At 39.5% G+C, this 26,994-nt stretch carries 14 protein-coding genes; 1 reads left to right on the top strand and 13 read right to left on the bottom strand.

Going from position 1 to position 26,994, the window contains the following annotated elements:
• Positions 1 to 282: 282 nt before the first annotated feature.
• The 6 genes from VK159_RS14985 to fucP all read right to left on the bottom strand — a co-directional run bounded on the left by VK159_RS14985 (position 283) and on the right by fucP (position 10,150).
• On the bottom strand, positions 283 to 4,389 hold the full coding sequence (locus VK159_RS14985) for a hybrid sensor histidine kinase/response regulator transcription factor (protein ID WP_324230970.1): 4,107 nt from the start codon (positions 4,387 to 4,389) through the stop codon (positions 283 to 285).
• Between the two features lie 265 nt (positions 4,390 to 4,654).
• Positions 4,655 to 6,292 (bottom strand): alpha-L-fucosidase, encoded by a 1,638-nt coding sequence (locus tag VK159_RS14980; protein WP_324230969.1) that lies wholly within the window; start codon positions 6,290 to 6,292, stop codon positions 4,655 to 4,657.
• Positions 6,293 to 6,335: 43 nt separating this feature from the next.
• Positions 6,336 to 6,671 (bottom strand): L-rhamnose mutarotase, encoded by a 336-nt coding sequence (locus tag VK159_RS14975; RefSeq protein ID WP_324230968.1) that lies wholly within the window; start codon positions 6,669 to 6,671, stop codon positions 6,336 to 6,338.
• A 48-nt stretch (positions 6,672 to 6,719) separates the two neighbouring features.
• Positions 6,720 to 7,736, bottom strand: coding sequence for a zinc-binding alcohol dehydrogenase family protein (locus tag VK159_RS14970; RefSeq protein WP_324230967.1), 1,017 nt, complete (start codon positions 7,734 to 7,736; stop codon positions 6,720 to 6,722).
• On the bottom strand, positions 7,733 to 8,821 hold the full coding sequence (locus VK159_RS14965) for an aldo/keto reductase (RefSeq protein ID WP_324230966.1): 1,089 nt from the start codon (positions 8,819 to 8,821) through the stop codon (positions 7,733 to 7,735). The genes VK159_RS14970 and VK159_RS14965 overlap by 4 nt, the downstream gene beginning before the upstream one ends.
• A gap of 39 nt (positions 8,822 to 8,860) precedes the next feature.
• Positions 8,861 to 10,150, bottom strand: a complete 1,290-nt coding sequence (fucP, locus tag VK159_RS14960; protein WP_324230965.1) for an L-fucose:H+ symporter permease — start codon at positions 10,148 to 10,150, stop codon at positions 8,861 to 8,863.
• Positions 10,151 to 10,287: 137 nt separating this feature from the next.
• Here fucP and VK159_RS14955 point away from each other — a divergent pair, with 137 nt between their 5' ends.
• Positions 10,288 to 11,175, top strand: coding sequence for an AraC family transcriptional regulator (locus VK159_RS14955; protein ID WP_324230964.1), 888 nt, complete (start codon positions 10,288 to 10,290; stop codon positions 11,173 to 11,175).
• A gap of 177 nt (positions 11,176 to 11,352) precedes the next feature.
• On the opposite strand, the gene VK159_RS14950 is transcribed toward VK159_RS14955, so the two are convergent.
• From VK159_RS14950 to VK159_RS14920, 7 genes are all read right to left on the bottom strand, one after another.
• Positions 11,353 to 13,440 (bottom strand): alpha-L-fucosidase, encoded by a 2,088-nt coding sequence (locus tag VK159_RS14950; RefSeq protein ID WP_324230963.1) that lies wholly within the window; start codon positions 13,438 to 13,440, stop codon positions 11,353 to 11,355.
• A gap of 163 nt (positions 13,441 to 13,603) precedes the next feature.
• Positions 13,604 to 15,535 (bottom strand): glycoside hydrolase family 97 protein, encoded by a 1,932-nt coding sequence (locus VK159_RS14945; protein WP_324230962.1) that lies wholly within the window; start codon positions 15,533 to 15,535, stop codon positions 13,604 to 13,606.
• Positions 15,536 to 15,578: 43 nt separating this feature from the next.
• Complete coding sequence (locus tag VK159_RS14940; protein WP_324230961.1) at positions 15,579 to 18,395, bottom strand: alpha/beta hydrolase-fold protein; 2,817 nt, start codon at positions 18,393 to 18,395, stop codon at positions 15,579 to 15,581.
• 264 nt (positions 18,396 to 18,659) lie between these two features.
• Positions 18,660 to 22,196, bottom strand: a complete 3,537-nt coding sequence (locus VK159_RS14935) for a T9SS type A sorting domain-containing protein (RefSeq protein WP_324230960.1) — start codon at positions 22,194 to 22,196, stop codon at positions 18,660 to 18,662.
• Between the two features lie 126 nt (positions 22,197 to 22,322).
• Positions 22,323 to 23,768, bottom strand: coding sequence for a cellulase family glycosylhydrolase (locus VK159_RS14930; RefSeq protein WP_324230959.1), 1,446 nt, complete (start codon positions 23,766 to 23,768; stop codon positions 22,323 to 22,325).
• A 108-nt stretch (positions 23,769 to 23,876) separates the two neighbouring features.
• Positions 23,877 to 25,391: a glycan-binding surface protein gene (locus VK159_RS14925; protein ID WP_324230958.1), complete on the bottom strand. Its 1,515-nt coding sequence runs from the start codon at positions 25,389 to 25,391 to the stop codon at positions 23,877 to 23,879.
• A gap of 24 nt (positions 25,392 to 25,415) precedes the next feature.
• The gene (locus tag VK159_RS14920; protein ID WP_324230957.1) at positions 25,416 to 26,990 is read right to left on the bottom strand and encodes a RagB/SusD family nutrient uptake outer membrane protein; all 1,575 of its coding nucleotides are present in this window, start codon (positions 26,988 to 26,990) and stop codon (positions 25,416 to 25,418) included.
• Positions 26,991 to 26,994 lie beyond the last annotated feature (4 nt).

Here is a 26,994-nt window from a genome sequence, read left to right as displayed (position 1 = left end):
ATAGCTTTGAATTGAGAGAGACTGAAAAATATAGAAATGGCAATCGAATTTTCATAACAGCAATCTTTCACTTGAAATCGTTCAATAAAATTACGTTGGTGGTTACTCAAGCAGGTTGCTCAAATGTTGCAGACTAGGGTACAAAATGTTGCAAGTAGATGATTTTCAGAATGTTTTTTTTTGAAACAAGGGAATGTGCAATACTTTTTGCAGTTGTATTTAAACGCATTCACTCAGTGGGCATAAAAGTCGTTTTCAACGAAAACGGAAGCTGTTTTGGCGTTAAAAGTCCTTGTCTTTTTTGTTGGCAACATATTGTGAAGGCAGTATTTTAAATTCTTCCTTAAAGGCTTTTGTGAAGTTTTTTGGATTGTTGAAACCCACCTCGTATGCAATTTCGGCAATTGACATGCCACTTTTTTCCAGCAGTTGTGCAGCCCTTTTCATCCGTATCGAACGGATAAATTCAATGGGCGTTTTACCGGTGATTGAAAGAATTTTTCTGTACAGCGTAACACGGTTCATAAACATATCACGGCTGAAATCTTCTACCGAAAACTCAGGCTTATCCATGTTTTTTTCAATAAGTTCCAGTGCTTGCTTTAGAAATTTTTCGTCAACTGAGGTGATCGTTACTTCCGCCGGGTTAACCTCAATTTGCTTTTGAAATCTTTTTTGCAGCAATTCCTGCTGTGCCAGCAAATTTTTGATACGTGAAGCCAGTATCTCAAACGTGAAAGGTTTGGTGATATAATCATTCACACCCGCCTTTAAACCCTCCAGCTGTTTTTCCTCGCTTCCCATAGCAGTAAGCAGAATAACCGGGATATGTGCTGTAAGCGTTTCGGTTTTTATTTTCCGTGCCAGTTCAACTCCATCCATCAAAGGCATCATAATATCGCTCACAACAAGGTCGGGGTTCAGATGTTTGATTTTTTCCCAGCCTTCTTTTCCGTTTACAGCCTCTTCAACTTTATAATTTGCTTTTAAATTGTCTTTTAAATAAAAGCGGATGTCTTCATTGTCTTCCACCATCAGGATTGTTTTTTTCCTGCTGACCTTTTGGCTTTCTTCCAGCATTGTTTGTTCTGCATCTTCCAACTGAGCAGTAGTCATTGCAGTGCGCTCAGGAGTATGATGAATCTTTTTTGCCGGCAGCAAAACTGTAAAACAGGTGCCCTGCTCCGGTTCACTTTTTACGGTAATGATACCGTTGTGTAACCTCACAAATTCTTTTGTTATTGCCAGGCCAATACCGGTTCCCTGGTTCACCATACTTTCAGGAACATCTGTTTGAAAGAATCGTTCAAATATTTTTTCCTCCATGCCTGCAGGAATTCCTATGCCGTTATCTTTTATTTCAATTGACAGTGTTCCATCTTCATCATTTGTTCCATGAGGGGTATACGCCATGTTAAGGCTCACCATGCCATTATCATGTGTGTATTTAAACGCATTTGAAAGCAGATTGAATAAAATCTTTTCAATTTTATCCTTATCAAAATAAATTTCAAGGCTGTCAAGATCAGAAGAGAATGATAACTGTATATTCTTTTTTTCAGCGATATCCATAAATGATTCGCAGATGTCTTTGCTAAACCCGATAATATCGCCAATGGCAGGATGCAATTTTATTTCCTGCACTTCCATTTTTCTGAAATCGAGCAATTGGTTTACCAGGCTGAGTAATCGTTTTGCATTACGCTGCACAAGATTCAATTGCTTTTTCTGTTCTTCATCTGTTGCCTGTTTAATGATCTTGTCTAACGGAGAAATGATCAGGCTCAAAGGTGTACGAAACTCATGACTTACGTTTGTGAAAAATTTTGTTTTTAACTGATCAAGTGTATGTGCCCTTTCTGCTTCCCTTCGTTGATGTTGCACTTCATACCGCATGTGAATTCTGTCAATAGTAATTCGCCGGGCAAGGAATAACAAACCAGCCAGGATCAACACATAAATCATGTATGCAATATTGGTTCGCCAAAATGGTGGATGAATGTTGATCTGCAAACTTTTTTCATCACTCCAAACACCATCATGATTTAAAACCTTTACTTTAAGCGTATATTTTCCGGGATTGAGATTGGTAAACGTTACTCTTCGCTGTGTGCCATCGGCATACAACCAGTCTGAGTTAAAACCTTTCAGCATGTATGCGTATTTATTACCGGCACTGTGCCCAAAATCCAAAGAAGCAAATTCAATTGTGAATACATTTTCTTTGTACTTCAGATCAATACTTTGCAGTTGCGATAACGATTGTTTCAACAAAACCCGGTTATTGATCAATTCGCCCGGCTCAACATTGTTATTTAAAATCTGCAAACCCGTAAAAACAATTTTTGTGCGATAAGCCGTTTTTTGAATTTTATCGGGATTAATAATATTAAACCCGGAAGGCCCGCCGAAGATCAATTCGCCTGCCCGTGTTTTAAGTGCAGCGTTGTCGTTGAATTCACGGTTTTGCAGGTTGTTCGTTACATCATAACTAATAACAGAAAATGCAATACCGTTTTTGGTTTGTTGTGGAATAGCATTACATAATCCGTTTGGTGTGGAAATCCAAAGTGTGTGGTGTTTATCTTCCAGTATATTCAAAATTATATTATCTGGTAACCCATCTGCTGTAGTAAATTTTTGGAACTCCTTTGTTTGTTCATTAAAAAAATTCAACCCTTCCCGTGTTCCTACCCAAATCTTTCCTTTGCTGTCTTCCAAAAGACAAATAACATTGTCATTGCTTAAACTACTTTTATCACCGGTTTGCTGAAAAGAAAATGTTTCGGTTTTATTTTTTTTAAAAACTGTTAATCCACCAGAAGTGCCAACCCATAAATTGCCCTCCTTATCCTGCAGGATAGAAGAAATGTAATTTGATGGTAAAGGATATTGGGTTCCGTTATATTGAGTGTGTTCAAACCTGTTTGCCTTTCTGTCAAAACGATCTAACCCTCCCCCAAGTGTACCTATCCATAGATTGTTTTGCCTGTCTTCAAATATCTCCCAGATGTTATCATTTGATAAACTTAAGGAATCGCTATCGCTATGCCGGTAGTGTGTAAACTTCTTTCCATCAAAGCTGTTAAGGCCGCCGAAGTATGTTCCAATCCAGAGAACATTCTCATGATCCATCCACAAGCTTACAATTACATTATTGCTAAGGCTGTTTTTATTGTTTGGATCGTGCAGGAATTGTTTGAACGTATTTTGCTTCCTGTCGAAAAAAATCAATCCTCCACCATTGGTGCCAATCCATAGATTACCAGCCTTATCTTCAACAAACTTATTGACATCATCATAAGGAAGGCTCTTTACATTCGATTCCTGGTGACGATAAAGCGGAAATAATACAATGTTGCTGTTTAAATAATTTACCCCCTGTTTATAAGTTCCCAGCCAGATGATTCCGTTGTCATCCTTATACATTGTTCGTACGCTATTTTGACTAAGGCTCCGTGGGTTTTTGAGATCATTCACCAGGTAACTGCTGCTGAAGTTATTTTTTTTATTGATGAGGTTTACACCGCCATGGTCAGTAGCCACCCAGATCAAACCATTGTTATCCTGTACAATTTCGGTTACCAGGTTTGTATTCAGTTTTGACGGGAATGAATTTTCATTAAACTGCCTGACTGAATTAAATTTTGGCTGAAAAAGAAAAGCTCCGGTATTGACAGCCCAAAGCCAAATATCTCCATCTCTGTCGATAAACAAATTATATAAATTGATTCCTTTATTCAGGTTTTGCAGAGTGGTACTGTTGAAAATGATCTTGTTTAATTTAGGATCATACTGTTGCAAAAATCCATTCTCATATACAATCCACAATTTTTCGTCTTTCGTTTCTTTAATGGATGTGATTTTTTCCAGGTTTTGATTACTGAAATTCTGTCTGAAAGGTTTTGCTTTCTTATCGGTGCTTGAATAAAGGAATATGTCCAGATTATTATACAAAAACCAATACCGGCCACTGTTTCCTTTTACAACCTTGCTGATAGCACCGGAAGGAAGACCAAGAGATTGCAAATAGTTATTATAATCAGGATCGAATTTTTCAGTATAGGAATTATAAATACAAGTCCCTCCCCCAGTCAATACCCATATCTTTCCATCGGGAAGCTCATAAAGTGATTCAACACTGTTATCGGGGAGCGATGAACTGTCATTATAGTTTTTACGAAATACCCTGCAGGAATAACCATCATAACGGTTGAGACCAGATAAGGTGCCAAACCATAAGAATCCATCCTGATCTTTTAGTATGGCAGTAACCTGGTTATGCGAAAGACCAGTATAGGTATCGAGTTTATAAAAATTATATTGCTCACTTTGAGCAAAAACCGAAAGCGATTGTAAGAATACAATTATCGAAATTATAAAACGCATCACATCAAGTTTAACCCTGGCATTTTTTACAGCACAGTTTAATATCCTGTTCAATTTCTATCTGAAATAGAGCATCAAGGTAACAAAATGGCCTGTATTACTGAATTTTCCATGTCATCTAATTACAACAGAACGCAATAATTTCTATAATAAATTTATCATCCCCCAATCTATCTGATTTTATTCACTCAAATCTCTCTTGCCGTTGAAACATCCTGATTTTAAAATCCTTAAAGCATAGCTTGTTATAATTAACTTTTCATAATTATTTATGTGTTATTTTGAAAACATGCGCCAGTAGATTGCTGTTCTTTTGGGGTAGAGTTATAGAGAGCCCTTGCCCATTAAATTCAAAAGATAATGGTTCCTTCATTCCCAACAGTTCAATTTTCTGAATGCCGGGAATATGATATAAGCTATTGCTGGCTAAACTTTTTATAAGCAGCTTCCCATTTTCCGGCCATCCCATTGCAGTGGCATAAAGATGGTTTCCTTTCACATTAAAGCGAATGTCTTCATGGGTAAATGGCTTTGCTTTTCCTTCATTAAATCCTGGTCCGTCGAGCTTTGCCGAAGTTTGTTGTGCTGGTCCTTCGCCAAATATTTTCCATGGCCTTGTGCTGTAAATACTTTCGCTGTTTACTTTCATCCACTCACCTATTTGCTCCACAATCTTCCTTTCTTTTTCATCAATACTGCCATCGGCACGAACAGGGATGTTCAACATAAGGTTGCCGTTCTTGCTAACAATGTCAACCAAAGTTTGAATAACAGTTGCTGCTGTTTTGTAACCATTACGTTCATACAATCCACGATCATAATGCCAGCCACCAATACAGGTATCGGTTTGCCATGGTAATGGTTGAATATCGTTTGCTTGTCCCCGTTCAATATCCCACACCATTGCCTTGCGTTGATTTTCATCTAAAATTTTTCCATTGATCACAGCACGAAGTTCTCCATGTTCTTTAATGCTTTTATTGTACACGTGAGCAGCAATGCGTAAGCCTACATCACTAACAGGCCATAATGGTAATTGCGAATCATCAAAATAAATCACATCTGGATCATATTTGTTGATGAGATCAATTGTACGATTGTAAAATTTAGTACAATACTCTTTTGAAGGCGGTGTGATGATTCCTTCTTTCCACTCCCAGTTATAGCCCTTACTTAACTCATGGTTTTGTGCATACAGTTCCTGCGGATCAAGACCTTCCCACCATTTTCCTTTTCCATCTGCTTTGGTGAGTTTGCCATCATAAGGCACACCAGCCAGTTCTCCATTCTTGTCAGCAAGCTGAGCGTACTCATACCACATCCATGCATGGGATGCATGAATACTTACTCCAAAGGGAAGTCCATTATTTTTAGCTGCTTTTGCCCAACCTCCAATCAGGTCTTTCTTTGGGCCAATTTTGGTAGAGTTCCAATGTTTTTGGTATTTGCTGTTGTATAAATCAAAATTATCATGATGGTTAGCCATTGCCATGAAATATTTTGCACCGGCATTTTTATACAAACTCACTAATTCTTCCGGATCCCATTTTTCAGCTTTCCATTCGTTGATCACATCTTTAAATCCAAACTTTGAAGGATGACCATATTTCTGTAGATGAATTTTATATTGCCATGATCCTTCTTCGTACATATTTCTTGCATACCAGTCACCGGCTTCGGGCTGGCATTGTGGCCCCCAATGTGCCCACATGCCAAACTTTGCATCACGAAACCAATCGGGAGTTTTATAATTCTGTAATGATTCCCAGGTTGGTTTGAATGGCCCTTTTATAAATGATTCACTTATTTTTTCTGCTTGTAAAAAATCATTACCCAATGCACGTGATAACCACAATGAAGGCAATGCTGCTGCCATGCCTTTTATTAATGTTCTGCGTTTCATTTTTTATAAGTTGTGAGTTTAGTATAATACTGTGAGTATGTAATTACAATTGAAAGATCTTATCCATTAAAATCCATTTCTCTCCCTTCTTTGCCCATGCCAATGGTTGTTGAAATTTCCACATCAGTTGCTCCCACTCCTGCACTTTGGGACTACCATTATCCATGGCTGCTTTGCGTTCGAAACTGAAACCATCATCTGTTTCAATGATCATGAACAGCCTGTTACCTGTTCTGTAAATCTCCATGTTGTTGATACCTGAATCGGTAATGCTTTTCGTAATTACGGGCCATGTATTTTCTTTTTTGTGCCACTCTTCATATTCGGCAATCAAATCAGGATTATCTATTAAGTCAACAGCCAGGCAATATTTTTTCATATTATTAAATTTACTCTTTAATTGATTAATCAGATGTTGAGAAACTGATCAGTTCATCTCAACCATTGCTTTTATAACGGCTTTAGCCGGGTTAAGCCATCCTTCAAATTCCTCTTTCACCTGCTCAAATAATACACGATGGGTGATGTACGTAGTAGGATCTACTTCTTTTCGTTTCATACACGAAATGACATGTTCAAAATCTTTCCGTGTAGCGTTCCTGCTGCTCATGAGTGTTGCTTCCCTTTTATGAAATTCAGGATGGCTAAAACTAATTTGTCCTTTCTGCAACCCGATTAAAACAAATCTTGCTCCATGTGCCATGTATTGAAAAGCATTATTAATAGCATTTAAATTTCCAGTGGCATCAATGACAACAGTTGGCATTGATGCATTTGTAATTTTCATTAACTGCTCCATCACATCAGCCTCAAGTGCATTAATCGTGTACTCAACATGCAATTTCTCTTTGCAAAACTTCAAGCGGTTGTTATTAACATCGAGAACGATAACTTTCCCTCCTGCGATGCGTGCAAACTCAATTGTTCCCAAGCCAATTGGGCCCGCACCGATGATCAAAACAAACTCATCTTTCATTACCCCGGCTCTCCTAACTCCGTGTGCACCAATTGCCAAAGGTTCAACAAGAGCCAGTTCATCAAAACTCAACCCCTCGCCGTGAATCAACGAATAAGAAGGCACTGAGAGATATTCTGCCATACCTCCATGCTGGTGCACGCCACACACTTTTATATTCACACATGCATTTTGTTTTCCCTTTCTGCAGGCAATGCATTTTCCACAATAGAAGTAAGGAATAAATGTAACTGCTTCACCAATTTCAAAATCAAAAGCGTCATCAACTGCAATCAATTCGCCTGAAAGCTCGTGACCTAAAATGCGTGGATATTCAAAAAACGGTTGCGTTCCTTCAAAAGCATGCAGATCTGTTCCGCAAATACCAATACGTTTGATCTTTATGATGGCATGTCCTGGTTTTAATGCAGGCATTTCGCTTTCTTTATACTCTAACTCTCCCGGAATTGTACAAACCAACGTTTTCATTTTTGCTCTATTGATTCTTTTTTGAATTGGTTGTTGAAGTTGGAAACAAAATCTACTTCAATTAAGTTTTTGTTCTTTAATTCGCTCCAAAATTCCACCGGAATATGTGCGTCAATCATTTGAAGGTTCGATTGTACACGATGTGCATGAGTGGTATTTAATGCAATACTTTTTACTCCGGGAACATTGTATGCAAACTGAACACAGGCTTCAGCAGGCTTTACATTGAATTGGCGGCATGTGTTAAAAAAGTCTTCTCTCCATTTCAGCAATGTATCGTTTTCAGCAATGCCCGGTTTTACTAATTGGTAATCAAAATAATCGCTGCCTACCAAAAAACCGGAATGAAACACTGCGGAGTTAATAACAGAAATACCTTTGCTATTCATCTCTTCTATAAAATCCAATAGTTCTTTTGGATGCCTTTTAATGGTCATGCTATTTGCAATCATAATCCAATCTAATTCAACATCCCCTGCAATCCGTTTTACCATTTTCCAGTCTTTTGCACCCACACCAACAGACTGTACTTTTCCTTCTTTCTTCAGATCATACAATGCTTCATAAGCATCGAGAATATCTTCATACAATTTTTGGGATTGAGGATAGCCTTTTGATGAAGCCATATATTCATCGGGGTCATGCACCGAAACCATTTGGGGATTGTATCCATTCAAAAGCTCATTACCTTGTTCGAAACATTCCATGATCCCATCATAGCTGATCTTTTGTACTGCATCATGTTTCAAATCTTTCCACACACCAGGTTCAAATGTAGGTTCAGCAGTTTTTAATTCGGTTCGTAACCATCCCAGCTTATTACTTATGATAACATCTTCTTTGGAAATGTTTAACTGCTTTAAAAGTTTACCAAGCGTTTCAAGAGCAAGTCCGGCTCCATACTTTCCAGCAGAATCAAAAACAACTTTTCCTTTACTCAGCCGGATACATTCTTCAATAATATCCAGCTTCTCTTCCTCTGTTAGTACAACAAATAAATTTCCAAGCCCACTTGTTCCAAAAATTACCGGCGGCAGAACAGGAGTAGTCTTATTGTCTTTATTCGCCTGATCTTTTACTAGCATTATCGTCAATTTTATAGTTCAACTTTGTATTGTGGAATGTTACAGCATTTTATTTTCCGTATTGACCACCTTGAAACCTCTCCAGCCAAACCAGGCAACAATTACAAAACACACTAATGGTACAATATATCCTAACTGTATATTCCCCGTGGCATCACTGATCCATCCAAATGCCTGTGGCAAAACTGCACCACCAACAATAGACATGATCACCAAGCTGCTGCCGTACTCTGTATCTCCACCCAAATCGCTAATGCCTAATGCAAAAATGGTTGGGAACATAATGGACATAAAAAAGCAAATAAGAATTACAGCATACACCGTTGTTATGCCATGCCCTGCAATAGCAACTATGCATAATAATATGTTGATGAAAGCGTAAATAGCCAGCAGATTACTTGGTTTAATATATTTCATTAGAAAGGTGCCTAGGAAGCGACCGGTCAAAAAAGCGATACCACATGCGCCTAAATAATCCGCAGCTTTTACTTCACTTACAGATGCCGACTTAGTAGCATACAATATGAATAAACTGAATACACAGACCTGTGCTCCTACATAAAAAAATTGTGCAACTACTGCCCATGTGAGGTGTTTATGTTTGAATGCATGAAATATGTTCTGGCTCTTTTGTCTTCCTGTTTCTTTATGCTGGATTTTGGGAAGTTTAGTGAGCGCAAACGCAAAAGCGATTAATAACAACACAGTACCTAAAATCAAATAGGGTGTTTTAACGGATGATGCTTCGGATGCCAATGCAATTTTCTTTGCTTCACTGGTCATGGCATTTAATTGTTCATTGGTATAGCCCTTTGTAAGAATCACCCGTGCTCCAATAACAGGTGCCAGCGCAGCAGCCAATCCATTAAACGATTGCGCAAGATTTAACCGTTGCGTACTTGTTTCAGGAGTACCCAATGCTGCCGCATAAGGATTTGCTGCCGTTTCAAGAAAACCCAACCCGCAGGCAATTACAAACAGCGCCACAAGGAAAAATGCATAAGATTGTGTATTTGCAGCCGGGATAAATAAAAATGCACCTATTGCAAAAAAAAGTAAGCCTGCTATGATGCCAATCTTATATCCAAAACGTTTCATGACATAACCAGCGGGCAATGCCATAAGAAAATAGGCGATGTAAACGGCAAAATCAACCAAGGTTGATTGCGTAGTGGTAAGCGTAAATGATTTTTTTAAATGGGGGATCAGGATCGGGTTCAGATTGTTGGAAAAACCCCATAAAAAAAACAGGGAAGTCACTAAAATAAATGGAAAGCCTGTTTTGGAAGCCGCTGTAGTTGTTGCGTTTTGCGGAAATGCAGTATTCATAACTATGGCAAGTGTATGATGTGTGAGCTAAGTATCTCAATAACAAATCTATTCCCTATCTTTCATCCGGTCATTCAATGAATAAGACTTTGTTTTATACAAATCCGACTTTTTTTAAGTTTTAAATAACTTTGCTGATGAGCAAAAGATTACTGCGACATAATTTTTCATTGCTGCATGTGAACCATGTTAAGCTCAATGAACAATGGAATTATGCCAATGTGATCAGTCCCTATTTCCGGATTTATTATATAGATGATGGCGAAGGATTTATTTCAAGCAGACAGGAAAAACTTAAACTGGAAAAAGGATATTTATACATTATCCCCAGCTTTACATTGTGCCATTTACGTTGTAACGATTATTTAAGCCAATACTTCCTTCATTTTTTCGAAGAGTCAGCAGAGGGTATTTCAGCTTTTGAATACAACAGAAAGATCATAAAAGTACCTGCTGGCAAAACAGATATTGTAAACTTTAAAAGATTACTGGAAATAAATCCCGGCAGAGGTATTAACCGTTCGGACAACCCGAAAGATTACGAAAAAAATGCTTACTATAAAAGCTACCAGGAGCTGAATAATATCGTAAGTGATGCTGTTTACTTTGAGACACAAGGGATCATGCTGCAACTTATTTCACGTTTCTTAAGTTCTGACCATTTCAAGTCCAGTAATTCGAATCCGATCCCATCAAAGATACTTGATGCCATCAGGCATATCCAGCTAAATCTGAAAAAGAATATAACTGTAGCTGACCTGGCTAAAAGAGCGAATCTGCAGCACGATTATTTTTCAAGATTATTTTTTCAATCAACCGGAGAACGTCCCTTGAATTATTTACACGAGAAAAGAATTGAACGTGCCCAGTATTTAATTGCAACTACAAGTTTATCGCTTAGTAAAATAGCTGAAGAAACCGGGTTTGAAAATGTTCCCTATTTTTCAAAAATCTTCAAGAAGGTTACCAGTCTTACACCGGGTGAGTATAAAAAGCAAAACGAGTTGATTTATCCAATAAACTAATAATTGACTTTTGTAAGTGTTAGCCAGGCCAGGTATTGTGTCAAAGAGACATTTCATTTTATTGCAATGGCCGCTCCTTACTAGACTATACTTTTTTCTTTCACCATCCTGTTTTTTGATCTTTAATGTGTTAAGAATTTTTATTCTTGCCTTTTATCACATGTTACTGTTGAACTATTAATCATTCGTAATTACAGCTACTTCAGCGTATCCTGTATTGTTGTTACCTTCTGTATTTTTTAACGCTCTCAGCTTAATATAACGGGCCATGTTAACAGGAAATTTTTTGATCTGCCATAAAGGGTTGTTTTTAATGTTAGAAAATTCTCCTTCATCAATTAACTTCCATTCTATGTTATCATTCGAAATATAAAATTGGTAATGGTTGATGATTCCGGGATTCCATAAACCCTGGTCAGGCAGATATCTGAATCCGCTCAACGATTCCTCTTTACCCAAATCAATTACAAAATCAACCGGCAGTTTATTGTCTTTGTTTTGATGCCATGTGGTAGATGGATCACCATCCAGAACAGCAGTTGCTTTTTCATCTTCAATGCCAACCAGTTTCCAGTTCTTTCTTGGAATATCAAATTTTTCATTTGTTACAGGACCGATTTTGCCTGATGCCGGTTCATAAGCAATTGCGTTTACTTGAATCTTCCCATCTGTTACAAAAGGGCCTGTATATTTTTTTGATTTCGGGTTAGGAACACTTCCATCCAAAGTATAATACAGTTCTGATTCTTTATCGGCTGCTATGATATGTATTTCGCCACGCTGATTCCTGATAACTGTTGGTGCTTCCAGGATTTGTGGTGCATTATAAATGCCAATATTTGAAATTATCGGGCAACTTTTAGCATCGGTAATACTGAAGCGAACTTTTGTTGCCGTTATACTTGGGAAAAGAAGGATGCGTTTGTAGCCAATAGTTGTTGCTTTTGCCAGTTCTTTCCAGTTACCATCAACAAAAGCTTCTACTGTAAACGATTTAACACGCTGTCCCAAACGAATATATTCCTGTACCAAAAAGCGATTGAATGTTGTTCGCTTACCAAGGTCTATTGTTAATGATGCTGTTTTTATTTTATCATCCGTTGCCCAGTAACTATTTTTATTTCCATCAACTGTCATTGCTGCAGCAAATTGCTTTGCATTGCCCCGCACATTTGTTACAATTACTTTTTTATTTAAGGCAAGGTTTACAGCAAATGCTTTTTTTACTTCATCAGCAAATGAAAGAGCAGCATTCTCATCATTCTCATGAATTAATCCTCTTGTGTCTATTGGAAAATTGAGGAGCAACGTGCCGTTTCGCCCAATAGAATTGTAATACGTTTCCATTAACTGCGGCACTGTTTTTACCCGTTCATTTTCACTTGGATGATAAAACCATTCGGGCCTGATGGATGTATTTACTTCAGCAGGCACCCATGAATCTCCGTTCTCCACACCATAGTGCAACATATTAAAAGGCACATCGCCTTTAGCATTCAATAAACTCCAGTTTGTTTCACCAACCCAACCTCCTTCTGTTCCCACCCAACGCAAATCAGCTCTGTCTCCACCATCGTTCCAAATTACAATTTTTGGTTGCAGCTTTCTGATCAGTTTATAGGTATTGCTCCAGTCGTAATATGTGGTGCGGTCAATTTTCCGTTCTTCATTTGCACCACCATAATAACCTGTGCCACCGTTAGCACCATCAAACCATATTTCGAAAATGGGGCCATAGTTGCTGAGCAGTTCTGTAAGTTGATTTCTGAAATAGGTAATATATTCAGGCTTTCCATAATCAGGATGATTTCTATCCCATGGCGATAAATAGATGCCGAGTTTCAAACCATATTCTTTACATGCTTCAGCCATTTCACGAACCACATCGCCCTTGCCATTTTTCCACGGTGCATTTTTAACACAGTACTCTGTGTACTTCGAAGGCCAAAGACAAAAGCCGCTGTGATGTTTTGCTGTAATGATAATTCCTTTCATTCCAGACTGTTTGCAGATACGTGCCCACTGCCGGCAATCTAATTTTTCAGGATTAAAGAGGTTGATATCTTCATTGCCAAATCCCCACGATTGATCGGTGTAAGTGTTCAATGAAAAATGGACAAATGCATAAAACTCCATCTCCTGCCACCGCATTTGATTTTCAGTTGGAATGGGGCCAAAAGCTGCAGGAGCTTTTAGTTGGGTATAACTATTGCCGATTGAAAAAAAAGAAAGAATAACTCCATAAATGAAATTGCGTATCATCATATTGAAATATTTATACAGAATTCAATTTAGTAAGGTCTGTTTATATGCACTGAAATTGACCGGTTGCAATGACGTTTTGCACAAATAATGTACAAAGCGTTACTGGCGCAGCAAAAGTGTTTTTTATTCAATTTATTAAATGAAGTTTATACTTTCAGTGAAATCATTCAAGAATCATTACAAATCCAGCATTTCCATTTAATGTAATATCCACGTTCTTATTTTTGAGTGTGTTCATTTCTGTTTTTGAAAACAGTACTCCCTTTTCACCATCTGTAAAAAGAGTTGCCTTGCTTTTCTTAAATGCAGTAAGGTCAACACGCAATTTCTTCTCGTCTGTTGTGCCATTTATACCTGCTATGTACCAACGGTTACCACTTCGTCTTGCGATAACGACATATTTCCCCGGATAGCCGTCCAAAAATTTTACATCATCCCAATAATCAGGAATTGTTCTCAAAAAGAGTTTTACATCATTTGGAACATTCGCCATCCCTTCCGGTGCCTGAGCATAATGTTGTATACCAGATAAGAATAAAACTGAAAGAGCCAATTCAAATGCCGGCGTTGTTTTCCTTGTACACTTAGATGATGTAAGTCCTGTAAGATTCATAGGTGTAAAATCCATTGGGTCGAATGCGTTTCTCGTAAATGGCAACATAGCACAATGGTTGGCTTGCTTATCGGCTGCACTCTGATCAAACGTTACCATCTCCATTCCATATATGGCTTCGGCTGTCATAAGATGAGGATATGTTTTTTGCCATCCTCTTGGTAATGTGGCACCGTGAAAATTTACAAGCAGCTTGTATTTTGCAGCATCATTCAAAATGTCAATGTAGTATTGAATCATGCTTTGCCCATCGCCACCGAAGAAATCAATCTTTACACCTTTAATACCCATTGCCTTGATACGACTGAATTCTTTTTCCCTTCCTTCTTTCTTCAGCAATTTATCTTTTGGCGTATAGGTTACCGTGTTCCAATCTCCTGCAGAATTATACCACAACAGCAACGCAACATTTTTTTTAGCAGCGTAGTCACTCAGAATTTTTATACTATCATATCCAATCTTCCTGTCCCAGTCTGCATCCACCAGGCAATATTGCCAATGCATGTCAGCAGCATAGTCAATATATTTTTTTTGTTCACTGAAAATGATATTGTCATCCTTGCTGTTGATCCAGCTCCACGATGCTTTGCCGGGTTTAATAAATGATTGGTCTATGTTGATAGCTTTCGGAGCCAAATCAGTACCTAGTGTTGATTCGGCAATTGTTTTCAAACTGCCAATTGTTATAATGCGCCATGGTGTAAGCCAGGGCTTATCATTAATTGGTAAATAACCGCCACCTGTAAACACTTCCCTGGGATCGGCAAAGCCAATTGAATAAACAGACGAAGCAGAGTCGTTAATTAATCTTGTACCACAGTAAGCACCATCAAGTGCTGCTTCTGTAATCAGCATCCAAGTATTATTTGTTTTAAATAAAGCCGGGTACATCCAACCTGATTTTAATGGCGACACTGTGCCAGCAGGAATATCCTGCAAGTAATGTTCTTCATAAGATGGATGAACTTTTTGCCAACCTGTTTTTGCTTCACTCATTGGTTGCAGCCAGGCTTTAGCATTTTTATTAAATGTAAAAGAGGAATGTTCTCCAATAATTGTCTCCATATTTTTTATCCAGAGAAAAGAATACCGGAAAGCAACACCATCGTTTGACAACCGGAAAATGATGTCCATTTTTTTCTTTTCTTCATTTGTAAAAGACAGTACCAGTTGATTGGCCTGGTAAACAATGCTGCTTTTTTTTGCATTCTTCGTTTGGTAACTGTCTGTTATACGCACCGGTTTTGATGTCGTCAACAACTTCATGCCTTGTGTAAAATCATGGCCCTTCATCGTTACACCTAAAGCCGAAGGTTCAATAATGCTGGTTCCGGATTTTTTTATGCTGTATTGAATTTTACCTGAAGCTGATAAGAATACATTTAGTACGATAGACTTGTCAGGACTTTCCAGTTTAGCAACCTGCGCAAAAAGTGAATGACAAAACAGGATACAAACAGTTACAATTAATTTCGATTTCATATTTTTCTTTAAGAATGATTCCAGAGACGGTTGAACGTTGATTTTATTTTTGAGTGATGCCTTTCCAATTATCGGTTCTGAAAGGAACGGCAGGCAAACCGTAAGTATTTATGAGATTACATTCCGGGTTATCGGCCCATGCATATCTTACAGCTATTGGTTTTTTTACTTCGGCTGATGATACCAGTATTTCATTTCCTTTAATAATTGCTTTAGCCCAATGAAATTTTTGGTCGGCACCGGCAATTGAAAAACCAATGATTTCTTTCCCATCTTTTGCTTTAAGTGCTGCACCATTATTAATAAAACTGATCCTGATATGATCGCCTTCTATTTTATAACTTTTATACTGTGGGCCGGAAGCAATACCATTTTGTTTGTACACCATTTTATTGGCCAGCAATGCCAAACGGTAGCCAACGTCCTGTTTGTTTTTCGGATGAATATCACCCGCTTCTCCAATATCAATCGCACAAGCCATGCCTGTGTTTGGTTGCGATAAGGTTCGTGTTTGTGCTTCTCTCAATTCTGCCCATTCGCTTTCTGATGGAAGTGGTTTTGTTTTCATGTAATTGGCCAACTGCACAAATAAGAATGGAAGATTACCTTGTTGCCAGCGTTGTCTCCAGTCTGCAATCAGCATAGGAAATAATGTTCGATAATCATAAGCCGCTGCTGCATTTGATTCGCCCTGGTACCAGATAAATCCTTTGATGCCATAAGGAATAACCGGGTAGATCATGTTATTAAAAATAACAGAAGGGTTTTGCTGATAATTGTGCATCTTGGGAAGTGCAGGTTCAACATCTTTTTTGTAAACCCATTTACCGCCTAATGAAATTTCAGATGAACCATCGGAAATAAAAACTGTATCTGCCGGATTCAATCCACCACCTGTCCATAACATAGCCATTCTTAATGCGATAATATTTTCTCCGTTCTTTACCAGGTTGGCCGGAATGGTATACGTATGTGTTGGATTGGAATACCAAACATTTTTACAAATTTCCTGACCATTAAAGTAGAGCGTATAATTCATCTCGGGATGTCCAAGGCTGATGGTTAATTCTTTTTGATGATAAGATTCAGGCAGGTTGATTTTTTTTCTTAACCACACGATACCTTCAAAAGGACCGATTCCAAAATTTTTTATCACATTGGGCATTTCAATTTCAGTCCAACCTGCATCATTAAATTCTGCAGACGGGACTAACTTGTCCGCATTATTTTGTGGATTATAAATGATATCCCAAAAACGTATCTGTTTCAAACTGTCCTGAATAATATCTTCCTGGCTTAGTGAAATTGTATCAACAACAAGTGTTCTTTCCCTTGTAACAGGTGAAGTAAGCAGCATTTCTTTGCTCATCCATGATTCGATGGCGGTGCCGCCCCAGGTGCTTTGAATAATACCAATCGGGATATTTTGATCTTGGTGAATTTTACGGGCAAAAAAATATGCAACAGCCGACCATTCCTTCGCATTTGATGTATCACAAATTTTCCACTGATCAGTTTGAATATCAGGTTGAGGTTTTATTTGTTTACCCTGCTTCACATAAAGAAATCGAATTTTTGGAAAATTTGCATTGGCAATTTCTTTAGCAGCATCTTTTGCTAACTGTAGTTGCCACTCCATATTTGACTGACCTGATGCTACCCAAACATCACCAATTAAAACATCGTTTAGTTCAATGCTGGTTTCAGGCTTTCCCTGTTCAGTAATTTTTAGTATATAGGGACCACCTGCTTTAAATTTCGGAAAACGGATCATCCACTTTCCTTTGTTATCAGCATTTGCTGTTGCACTTATATTTCCCAGAGTTGCTATTACTGTTGCTCCCGGACTGGCATTGCCCCACACCGGAATTTGAATATCCCTCTGCAACACCATATTGCTGCTAAACATTTTTGGCAAACTGAGTTGAGATAAATTACTCTTGCTTGATCTGAAAATGTGCTGTGCAAAATGATAAAGGTTATTGGCCCATTCAACATCGTCATGCCCGTTATCATCTACATGCCATACATGAGGTACTTGCTGTTCTTTCAGATGATTGTGCACACGCTGGCTCACACCAATCAAGCCATCTTTACTGCCACAGCCAAGCCAAAGCAATGCAAGTTGTTCTTTTGCTGCCAACAGATCGGGTAACAGTTTGATGTTATTAAGTCCTCCGAATTCATTTGTATTCGGGGCTGATGAAAATCCGCCAACAAAAGCAAACGTATTGATATGCGAAAGACCAATATTCAGCGACTGCCCACCACCCATGGACAAACCTGCAAGTGCACGATGCTTACGATCGGTGTACACAGAATAATGCGATTCGATGTAAGGAATAATATCGTTGAGCAAATCGTTTTCAAACAAGTTACCATAACCTTTAAATCCGCCCTTTCGTTCTTCCTGTTCATCAGGTTTGGGATTGGATACTGTTACATTGGTATTACAATTAGGAAAAACCATAATTACAGGTTCAATTTTTCCATCGGCTATCAGGTTGTCAATCACATGATCTGCACGCACCCAGTACGGCCATTGACCAGCACCTGAATTGAGACCATGCAATAAATAAATCACCGGGTATTTTCGATCAGTTGAATAACCGGCAGGTGTATACACCAACATCTCCCTGCGTGCAGAAACCGTTTTGGAATCGTACTGAACAGTGCTGATTGTACCATGAGCAATATTCTCTCGCTTGCTCCTGAAACCGGCAGGAGGATTGTTGTAAGCCGGCTTATCATCGGGGCCTAATTGAATGGGTGGCCGTTCCTGTGCCCAAACGTTTTCATCAAACAATAAGAAAAAAAATAAAAAACCAATGTATGCAACGGCAGATAATTGTTTAAACATTTTACTTGCACTGTTCTTAATAGTTAAGAATAATTTCCTTGCCTTTTATTTGTACTTAAGAAACTTCAACCTCGTTTTTCTGTTTTCAACGCACTGCAGGTGTTTAACCGGCAGTAACATTTACACAAGAAAACTTTTGCTCAACTTCTTTTTTCGACATCCACATTTTTAGCATCATCAATCGAATTATTTTTAATGGTATTGTTTTGTATAATAAACCAGGAATGCTTTAATAAAGCATTCCTGGTGATTGAAGAAGATTTGTCAATTAACAATGAGCCTTTTCGTTAAACTATATGCCTTGTAAGTTATCCTCACAATGTAAAGCCCTGGTTGAAGCTGCGAATCGATCTCAATTTTTTTATTGCTCTGGGCGCTCTTTTCATAAACCATGCGTCCCTGGTCATCAAAAATTTTCACTGTCGCATTTTCCAAAGTTTCCGGAAGGATAACTGTGAACCTTCCCTTATTGGATGGATTGGGATACAGATTGATCTCATCTTCGTTAAGACTAACAACAGCAGATGAACTACTGCCACCTGCAGGAACAAACGGAGAAAGATAGCTTCCTGCAATTACCTGTTGTGAAATACCGGGGCCTTGCCATGCTACAGCTATATTATCTGCACCAGTACCTTCCTTGTGAAGGACTTCGATGTAGTATTTCTGTCCGCCAGTGAGGTTGATGGTTACTGACTGTTGTGAGGCATACTTATTCCATTGTCTTGAATTTGTTGAACCATTCACATAAGCTATCCTTGAACTATTAGCAGGATTATCGCTTGTGCTCAGATATAATTCAGTATTATCATTTCCGGCCACCCAGAAAGTGTAGCTTCCGCTTGTAGCAGGATGAACATATCCACGTATTCTCGTTCCGTAGTTATTCGCCCAGTTTGTAGGGCCTTCAAGACTGGTGAGTTGCACACTACCCGTTGGATTGTTAGGGTAAATAACATTGGTAGTAAGACTGCTAATTGTACTGCCGTTAATACCTGTCCAGTATTCTCTCAGTATGGAGCCTGTGGCGGCTGTTGTCACAGTAACATTAAAAGTCTGTGTGCTTTGGCATCCTCCGTCATTGGTATATGTAGCTACGTAATTACCTGCCTGGTTAGCCTGAATATTTGAAATGGTTACTTCACGTGTTGTTGCGCTAAAATTATTCGGCCCGCTCCAGTTCCACGATCCTCCCTGCGTAGGCTGTGGGCCAAACATTACAGAGCCTCCTGCAGTTAAAGAAGCATTGGCGGTTTGCTGCCATGCTCCGCCGTTAATTTGTAAGTAAGGTGTGATAGCAGTTGGTGTGCAGGGGGCAGTCACCGTGATGTTAAACGTCTGTGTACTTTGACATCCTTCGTTATTCGTGTAAGTGGCTGCATAATTCCCTGCCTGGTTAGCCTGGATGTTTGGAAGAAAAACTTCACGTGTTGCAGCACTAAAATTATTCGGTCCACCCCAGCTCCATGTTCCTCCCTCTGCAGGTTGTGGGCCAAACATCAACGTGTCGCCAACAGTTAGTGAAGTATTGGCTGTTTGCTGCCAGGTTCCTCCATTAATTTGTAAGTATGGTGTAATTGTAGTTGGTGTACAGGAGCCAGTAGCAGGTTCCCAATAAATTACACCTCTTCCTCCGCCGGCACTCATAAATACTCTTCCTGCAACGTTCATATCTCCAATAAGCAATGGCGCTCCTGCAAACTGGTGGGCATCATCATTCAGCCTGAGCCATGTGACACCTTGGTCTGTTGATCTGAAAAGCCCGGTGACTCCCGATACTGTTCCCCAAATGAAAATAGTAGGATAATTAGATCCGGACATTGCCTTTCCTATCCCGATAGATTTACAATAAGTGACATTGGAAACAGTTGTATAAGCTACTCCGGCGTTGGTTGAATATTTCAGGCCATTGCGGCCAAGAGGAACCCATACATGTCCTTCAAAACCAGGTAGTGTGCGGATCAAGACTGCTTCCCACGGATGATTTGCTGTGGAAGAACCTGGAGTGCCAGCCACTGAAAAACTCACTCCTTTATTGGTGCTTCTGAACATTTGTCCTGTTGATGGATGGAATATGTAGAAATAATTTGCATTTACCTGGTCAGCTACCGGAGCAGCATCTCCGAGCGACACACCTGAAGAGGCAGACCAGTTTCCTCCATTGTTAGTGGTATAGTATGTTGTTGAAGAACCTCCCGGGCAATGTAATATAGTACCTCCATCTGCGCTGACAGCAACTCTTCCCGATGCGCCCATATTAGAAGAAGCTCCTGTCCATGTGCTGCCCTTATCATTTGAATAGTAAACAATGTTATCTCCATTACCAATTCTTACAACTTTGTTTGTGTTGCCGGCGGCATACGCAATACTATGGTTATTATAACCACCCGCAGGAGAAAGCCTGGTTGAAGGAGCAGAAGTCAGCGGCTCATGTCTAAAGCCCGATACGTCTCCGAAAGAAGAAATAAACGGTCCACCGGGAATGCTTGTGCCGTCAAGAAATGCTGTTTCTTCAATACCGATAACATCATATTTCCAGGATGTATTAGTGGCTGTAATATCCGAACAGGTGTATACTCCACCTCCACCGATTACCCGAACTTTTAAAAGATTGTCTTGATCAAACTCGATGCAGTCCATCCAGTTAATCGCTCCCCCTCTGGACCATTCCATACCGTTAGCATCATAGGTGGCATTTGAGCCATTTTTAAGCGTCCAGGTCGATCCTCCATCAGTAGTAATAAAAATAAAATCTCCCCAGCCGGTACCAAACTGGTTGTTCCAATACATACCACAGGTAGAAACTATTACACGATTGATATTTGTAGGATCGATACTTACACCACCGTATGAATAATCCTTCGAATGAACGGGAGTAACATTTGTCCAGGCACCTGTAGAAGTATTAAGCTTGTATAACTTTCCATCTCCATTGAGTGCCGGGCCTGCACCATCTGCATAAGTAACATACATGGTAGTTCCCTGCAATGCTGCCCGATGCGGCATAAAACTGGTGGTGGGGGTAATGTCGGTAAAGCTGGCACCTCCGTTTGTGCTCTTGTAAATGTTCCCGCCTCCTGTGCGTGAAACGCCTATGTAAATGGTTTGACTGGCTCCGTTTACCACGCTACCTGAGGGATCAAAAAGCACAAAGCATATTCCGTTTTCATTGGGAGTGGTTGTTACACCATTCCACGCAAGATTCCAGGTAACGCCGGCATCAGTACTTTTCCATAATCCATTACTCCTGGTTCCGCAGAATAAGATGTTGCTGTTTTTGGGATCGACAGCAAGACGTTCTCCATTGCCTCGTCCGTTCCCGTTTCCGTGGGTTTTAAATTTGGAAGTAACATCTGTATAGGTGAATGTATTTCCTTTATCCGTGGATTTCAATATCGCCGTTCTTCCGTTGTTGATATAAGAAGTACCGCAAAGCATATAAACATTATTTGCATTCTGCGGATCCAGTGCTAAAGCATCCACGCCAATAAATCCATTTTCTGACTCGTTAAGCCAGTCGAGCAATTGAATCCATTTATTGTTCGCAGCATCCCAACGGTAAGCACCACCCACGTCTGTGCGGCAATACCTGTCGCCAGATGTTTTATGCGTAACGATTCCTGTTACAAAACCACCACCACCAATGGGTGCATTCTTCCAGGTATAACCTGAAGTTTGCGCCTTTACTTCATATTGAAACAGACTGATTAAAAAAACTAAGGATAATAAGGCAATTGATTTTTTGCTGAATTGCGGAGATACTTTATTTCGCAAGTATGCGGATAAATTAAAGTGCTGCATGATCGTTTAGTTTTTTCTATTATAAAATATTGGGTTATCACAATTGTTGCAAAGCTGAAAAGGCCGGTTGCGTTTGGCATATCGCTTTATCCTCAACCGGCCAGTTCATCATTTATAAAAAACACTTTACTTGGTTGCTGCCATAAGCGCATCAATTGTACGCTGATCTTTTACTGTATTGTTTGCTCTGTCTAATGCACCACCTGTATCCCACCAAAAAGGTTTTATTCCACGGGCCAATGCTTCTTTGGTAGTAAAGGTTGTCCAATAGTCCACCGAAGCTTCATGCTTCTCCATATCTTTTGGAATATTAGTTGGGCCCTTGCGCCTGTAAGCTCCATACTCACCCATTATCACAGGAATCCCTTTATCAATAAATGCAGTTTTCACCTTGTTATAGTCAGAAATGATTTCGCTCTCTTCTCCAAAAGTGGCGTTACGGTCGGGTTCAATGGTGGAATGATTCCCATTGCCCCAGTAATAAATCATCCTGCCCCAGCTTTGGTCTTCACCTATGAAACAAAACAATGAAGGTGTATAGTTGTGCACTTCCACCATCAGTCGGTTAGCCGCAGGGTCTTTTGGTAGTGTGGTCATCAACCCTGCCGTTAATGTTGCCGATGTACTTGGCCCCTGCAGAATTAAAACACGATGACTGTTCTTTCCACCTGTTGAACGAACAGCATTAATAAAGGTTTGATGATACTGCGACAGGATTTCTGTTTCCTCTGCATTATGAGCAGCCGGTTCATTAGCACTTGCAAACATCAGGTGTTCTTCAAAGTCACGCATTGTTGTAGCTATCTGCTCCCACAATGCTTTTTGTTTTGCATTGACTGAATCCTGTTTTAGTTTGCTGATGTTATTTTCAAGCCAGCCACCATCCCAGTGAATGTTCAGCATAACGTACAGATCATTGTTTACACAGTATCCAACAATTTCTTTAACCCTATTGAGCCAGGCGGGATCGATCTTTGCAGTTTTTTCATCGCTTAAATGTGTCCAGTTCCATGCGCATGGAAGCCGGATAGCAGTAAAGCCTTGCTGCTTTACAAATTTGATATACGACTCTGTGATCTGAGGATTACCCCAACCAGTTTCACCATTTGGAGCTTCCAGCGTATTACCAATGTTCCATCCCAATTTGAATTTTGCAGCCAGTTGCACAGCAGTACTCATTCCTGTTGAATCGGGTGCTTTGGGAGATGTGTTATAAGAAGGATATAACGTGGGACGTTGTGATACCTTCACTCTTCTTGCCTGTCCGTTTGAAAAATTTACGGATAAGTATACTAACCGGGTAGAACCTGTTTCATTTGATGTTGATGATAATTTGATAGTATTGCTACCACTATTGCCTGATGTTGTGCTTAGTTGCAGCCATGCAGCAGCGTTACTGATCGTCCATTTTAGATTTCCGTTTATTGCTAAATCTGCTGTTCCTCCTTCGGCAGGAAGCATGATCTCCGATGGAGAAGCAGTGAGTTCGGCATTATTGGTATCATTCTTTTTTTTACAACTTGTAAAAAGTAAGATCGCCATTAAAAATCCTATCATTCTGTATCTGTTCATTTTTTTGTTTTTTAATTCAGAGAGGTAAATCTGTACAAACTTGAAATGGCCAACTCTTGATTGATCATCTCAAGTTTGATTTTATGTTTCTGTGAGATTTTTTTAACGTCACTTTATTTTTACCACACGTACATTATCAAATGCAGCATAAAATCCGGTGGTTGTTGCACCTGTGCCATAGTTATGCAGGTAAATACTCAAACCTGTATTACCGGTACCTCCTACTAAATTTGCTAAGCTTGAAACCGAAGCTCCTTTACCGGGACCAAGTGTTGGATCTGCTGCACGGAATGAAGACAAAGGAATCGTTATTGTTTGCCATCCTTTGGTAGTAACTGCTGCCGTGGCGTTGGCAGAAATTTGCCAGGGTTCATAACGGGCAATGTAGCTACCTCCGGCAAAACCAGATTCAAAACAAAGTGTGCCACCATTCCATGGTTTCGCAATGCTTATTTCAAATTTGATTGCCCAGTTACCAACGGGGTCAGAAAGATTAGAGACGGGCACCCATTCATTTGCTCCAATGGGGAAATTATAAGGACCAAAAGACTGTCCGTCGCCTGCAGGAATACTGCTTGTATTAAATGACACAAACATGCTGTTGTTTGTTCCTAATACTCCGTCGAAGTCAGATCTTACTGTAATCCATCCGCCACTATTTGCCGCACTGTTAACGGTAAGTCCTGAAGCTCCCCACCATCCCCAACCGAAATAATTACCCCACTCCATATTCGCTAACATACCAGTAGTACTGATCTGGTTATTTACTTTGAGAATGGTTGTAACGCTGCCAAACGGGGTAGTAATTGTTATTGGTTCACTTGTTGAAATGGAAGGCATCACAAAACCAACAGAGCTACCGTCGGCGGATGATTCAAAAGAACTGATCGTTGCGCCGCCAAAAGTGAACGACTGAATATTTTTTAAATAAGTACCATACACATAAACCGAATCGCCTGCGATGGCATTTTCATTTGAAACATGAGTTATTGTTGGAGTCGCCACAATTTGAAAATCTACTGATCCGCCTTTTGTGCTAAGCAATACACGGTCTGATGGTTGTTGTGCCGGCATTAGAAATCCAAGAGAAGTTCCATCAAGGTTTGATTTGAATGATGTAATGGGCGTTCCTGCATAAGAAAGACTTTGAACCAAAACCAAATTGGAGCCATATAAGAATACGGAGTCTCCGGGATTTGCAAATACATTTGAGATAGCCGAAATAATTGGCACACCTGGTCCTAATTTAAAATCGAATGTGGTGGAGCCGCCGGTAGTTGTATATTCTATCTTATAAAGTTTCGTAGTGTCTATTGTTGAAAACAGGATTGCTGGTATTTGCACCACTGCACTGTTCTCAGCAAACAACGTGCTGTTGAACGATGCATTTACACCATTAAACTTTATTTGTATTGCATTTTTTAAATTCTTGCCCGAAATAACTACCCATTGACCATCGGCTACAAGGCTGTTAAGAACAGAATCATTGGGTGATGCTTCATAACTCCTGATCTCAGAAATGACAGGAGGCATCTCCATACTTTTCTTACACGCCGTTACTAATGCCACGATCATTATTGACAGCGACAAAAAATACAAGCGGTCTTTTAATCTTTTATTCATAATAGTATTTTATATCGTTTTGGATTAATAGTATTTAACCGGAGGTTCAGCAAGCTTGGGATCAGCTGCCAGTTCCGATGCAGGTATTTGTAATGTAAACGCTGCAATGGTAGCAGGTACGATGGCTGTGCCAATAGGCGCATCGGGAGTTGCTACTCCGTTTGCATAAGCAAATGTTACCCGCTGCTGGTTGTTGAGAATATTTACAGCTTTGGTGGGGTTCCAATACGAAAGACGAACAAGATCAAGCCAGTATTGTCCTTCAAAAGCAAATTCAATTCTTCTTTCTTTAAGAATATCGTCTATATTAATTGTTGCAACCGGATCAAGACCAGCTCTAACTCTTACTTTATTAAAAAACTTCAACGCTTCAGCATTGGAAGTGCTTCCATTATTTCCAAGGATCGCTTCTGCATAAATTAAATAAACATCTGCAAGGCGAAGCAAAGCATCATGTTCAATAGAAGCAGTAAAAGTCATAGAGGGTGAGTTGTTATCCTTCTCGTTTCCGATAATATGCTTCTTCATGCTTTGACCATTAGCTGTGTATCCGCCTCCAGCAGCATTCAGCTCCGGATAATAATCACCATTAAGGGTAAACGATGCTTTTCTTCTAACACTATCCTTTACCTCATAATTCAGATATAAATCATAAGTAGGTGACAAAGCTGTCCATGCACCATTTCTTTGCGGGTTAATGTCGTTGGAGGGTGAATAAGTAAGCAACAAATTACCTTCCTCCCAACCGATGCCCGGACCTGTAGCCCACTGAAGCGCAAACAAAGACTCAGGATTATCGTTGTACTGAGATCTGAACAGGTTATAATAATTATCCAATAAACTCAACCCACTCTCATTACAAACAATTCCTGCAAAATGCTTTGCACTGTCTAAATACATCTGGTTACGTGTTCCGTTGCCTTCAAGACCTGCCCTTGTAAGGTAAACCTTCGCCAACATGCCTTGAGCCGACCATGTAGTAACACGCCCTTTTTCATCAGTACGAGGTAAATGTTTGGCGGCAAAATTTAAATCGAGAGTGATAAACTTATAAACATCGGAAACAATGTGACGATTCACTAACGGGTCCTGGATCAGTTTACTATTGTCTTCAATAATGGGAACTGCGCCCCACAAACTAACGAGATAATAATAAGCCATTGCACGAATAAATTTTGCTTCACCAATAGCTGCATTTTTATCTGCAGTGCTGATAGAATTAGCTCCTTTTTGTTCAATGGAATTAATAACACCATTGCATTGGCCAACTAAATTATACAAGCCCTTCCATCCTCCCTGTAATACACTATTACCGGCAGTGATGGTGCGTGTATAAAGCTGTACCCAATCACTGATCCATTGACGGTTACCGTTGCCGCTCAATATATCACCTAGAGGCAAATAGGCTTCGTGATGCCAAATACCCCAGGTTGCACCTCCATAAAGACTGGCAGTGGCTAGTCTTAATTCTGAAGTAGTTTTATAAAAGTTATCTGCACTTATTTGTGATTGTGAAGGGCGCTCGAGAAAGCTTTGTTTACAAGCAAAACAGCATACAGCAATCACAGCAACCAGTATGATTCTATTAAAATGTTTCATGTGC

This window comes from Lacibacter sp. (genome assembly GCF_035299325.1).
Classification (GTDB): Bacteria; Bacteroidota; Bacteroidia; order Chitinophagales; family Chitinophagaceae; genus Lacibacter.
This window is presented reverse-complemented; position numbering and strand designations above follow the sequence as displayed.

Coding starts and splice junctions, on each gene's coding strand:
- fucP (WP_324230965.1), bottom strand. CDS start 10,150: ATGAATACTGCATTTCCGCAAAACGCAACAACTACAGCGGCTTCCAAA.
- VK159_RS14950 (WP_324230963.1), bottom strand. CDS start 13,440: ATGATGATACGCAATTTCATTTATGGAGTTATTCTTTCTTTTTTTTCA.
- VK159_RS14975 (WP_324230968.1), bottom strand. CDS start 6,671: ATGAAAAAATATTGCCTGGCTGTTGACTTAATAGATAATCCTGATTTG.
- VK159_RS14930 (WP_324230959.1), bottom strand. CDS start 23,768: ATGAACAGATACAGAATGATAGGATTTTTAATGGCGATCTTACTTTTT.
- VK159_RS14970 (WP_324230967.1), bottom strand. CDS start 7,736: ATGAAAACGTTGGTTTGTACAATTCCGGGAGAGTTAGAGTATAAAGAA.
- VK159_RS14935 (WP_324230960.1), bottom strand. CDS start 22,196: ATGCAGCACTTTAATTTATCCGCATACTTGCGAAATAAAGTATCTCCG.
- VK159_RS14955 (WP_324230964.1), top strand. CDS start 10,288: ATGAGCAAAAGATTACTGCGACATAATTTTTCATTGCTGCATGTGAAC.
- VK159_RS14985 (WP_324230970.1), bottom strand. CDS start 4,389: ATGCGTTTTATAATTTCGATAATTGTATTCTTACAATCGCTTTCGGTT.
- VK159_RS14925 (WP_324230958.1), bottom strand. CDS start 25,391: ATGAATAAAAGATTAAAAGACCGCTTGTATTTTTTGTCGCTGTCAATA.
- VK159_RS14940 (WP_324230961.1), bottom strand. CDS start 18,395: ATGTTTAAACAATTATCTGCCGTTGCATACATTGGTTTTTTATTTTTT.
- VK159_RS14980 (WP_324230969.1), bottom strand. CDS start 6,292: ATGAAACGCAGAACATTAATAAAAGGCATGGCAGCAGCATTGCCTTCA.
- VK159_RS14920 (WP_324230957.1), bottom strand. CDS start 26,990: ATGAAACATTTTAATAGAATCATACTGGTTGCTGTGATTGCTGTATGC.
- VK159_RS14965 (WP_324230966.1), bottom strand. CDS start 8,821: ATGCTAGTAAAAGATCAGGCGAATAAAGACAATAAGACTACTCCTGTT.
- VK159_RS14945 (WP_324230962.1), bottom strand. CDS start 15,535: ATGAAATCGAAATTAATTGTAACTGTTTGTATCCTGTTTTGTCATTCA.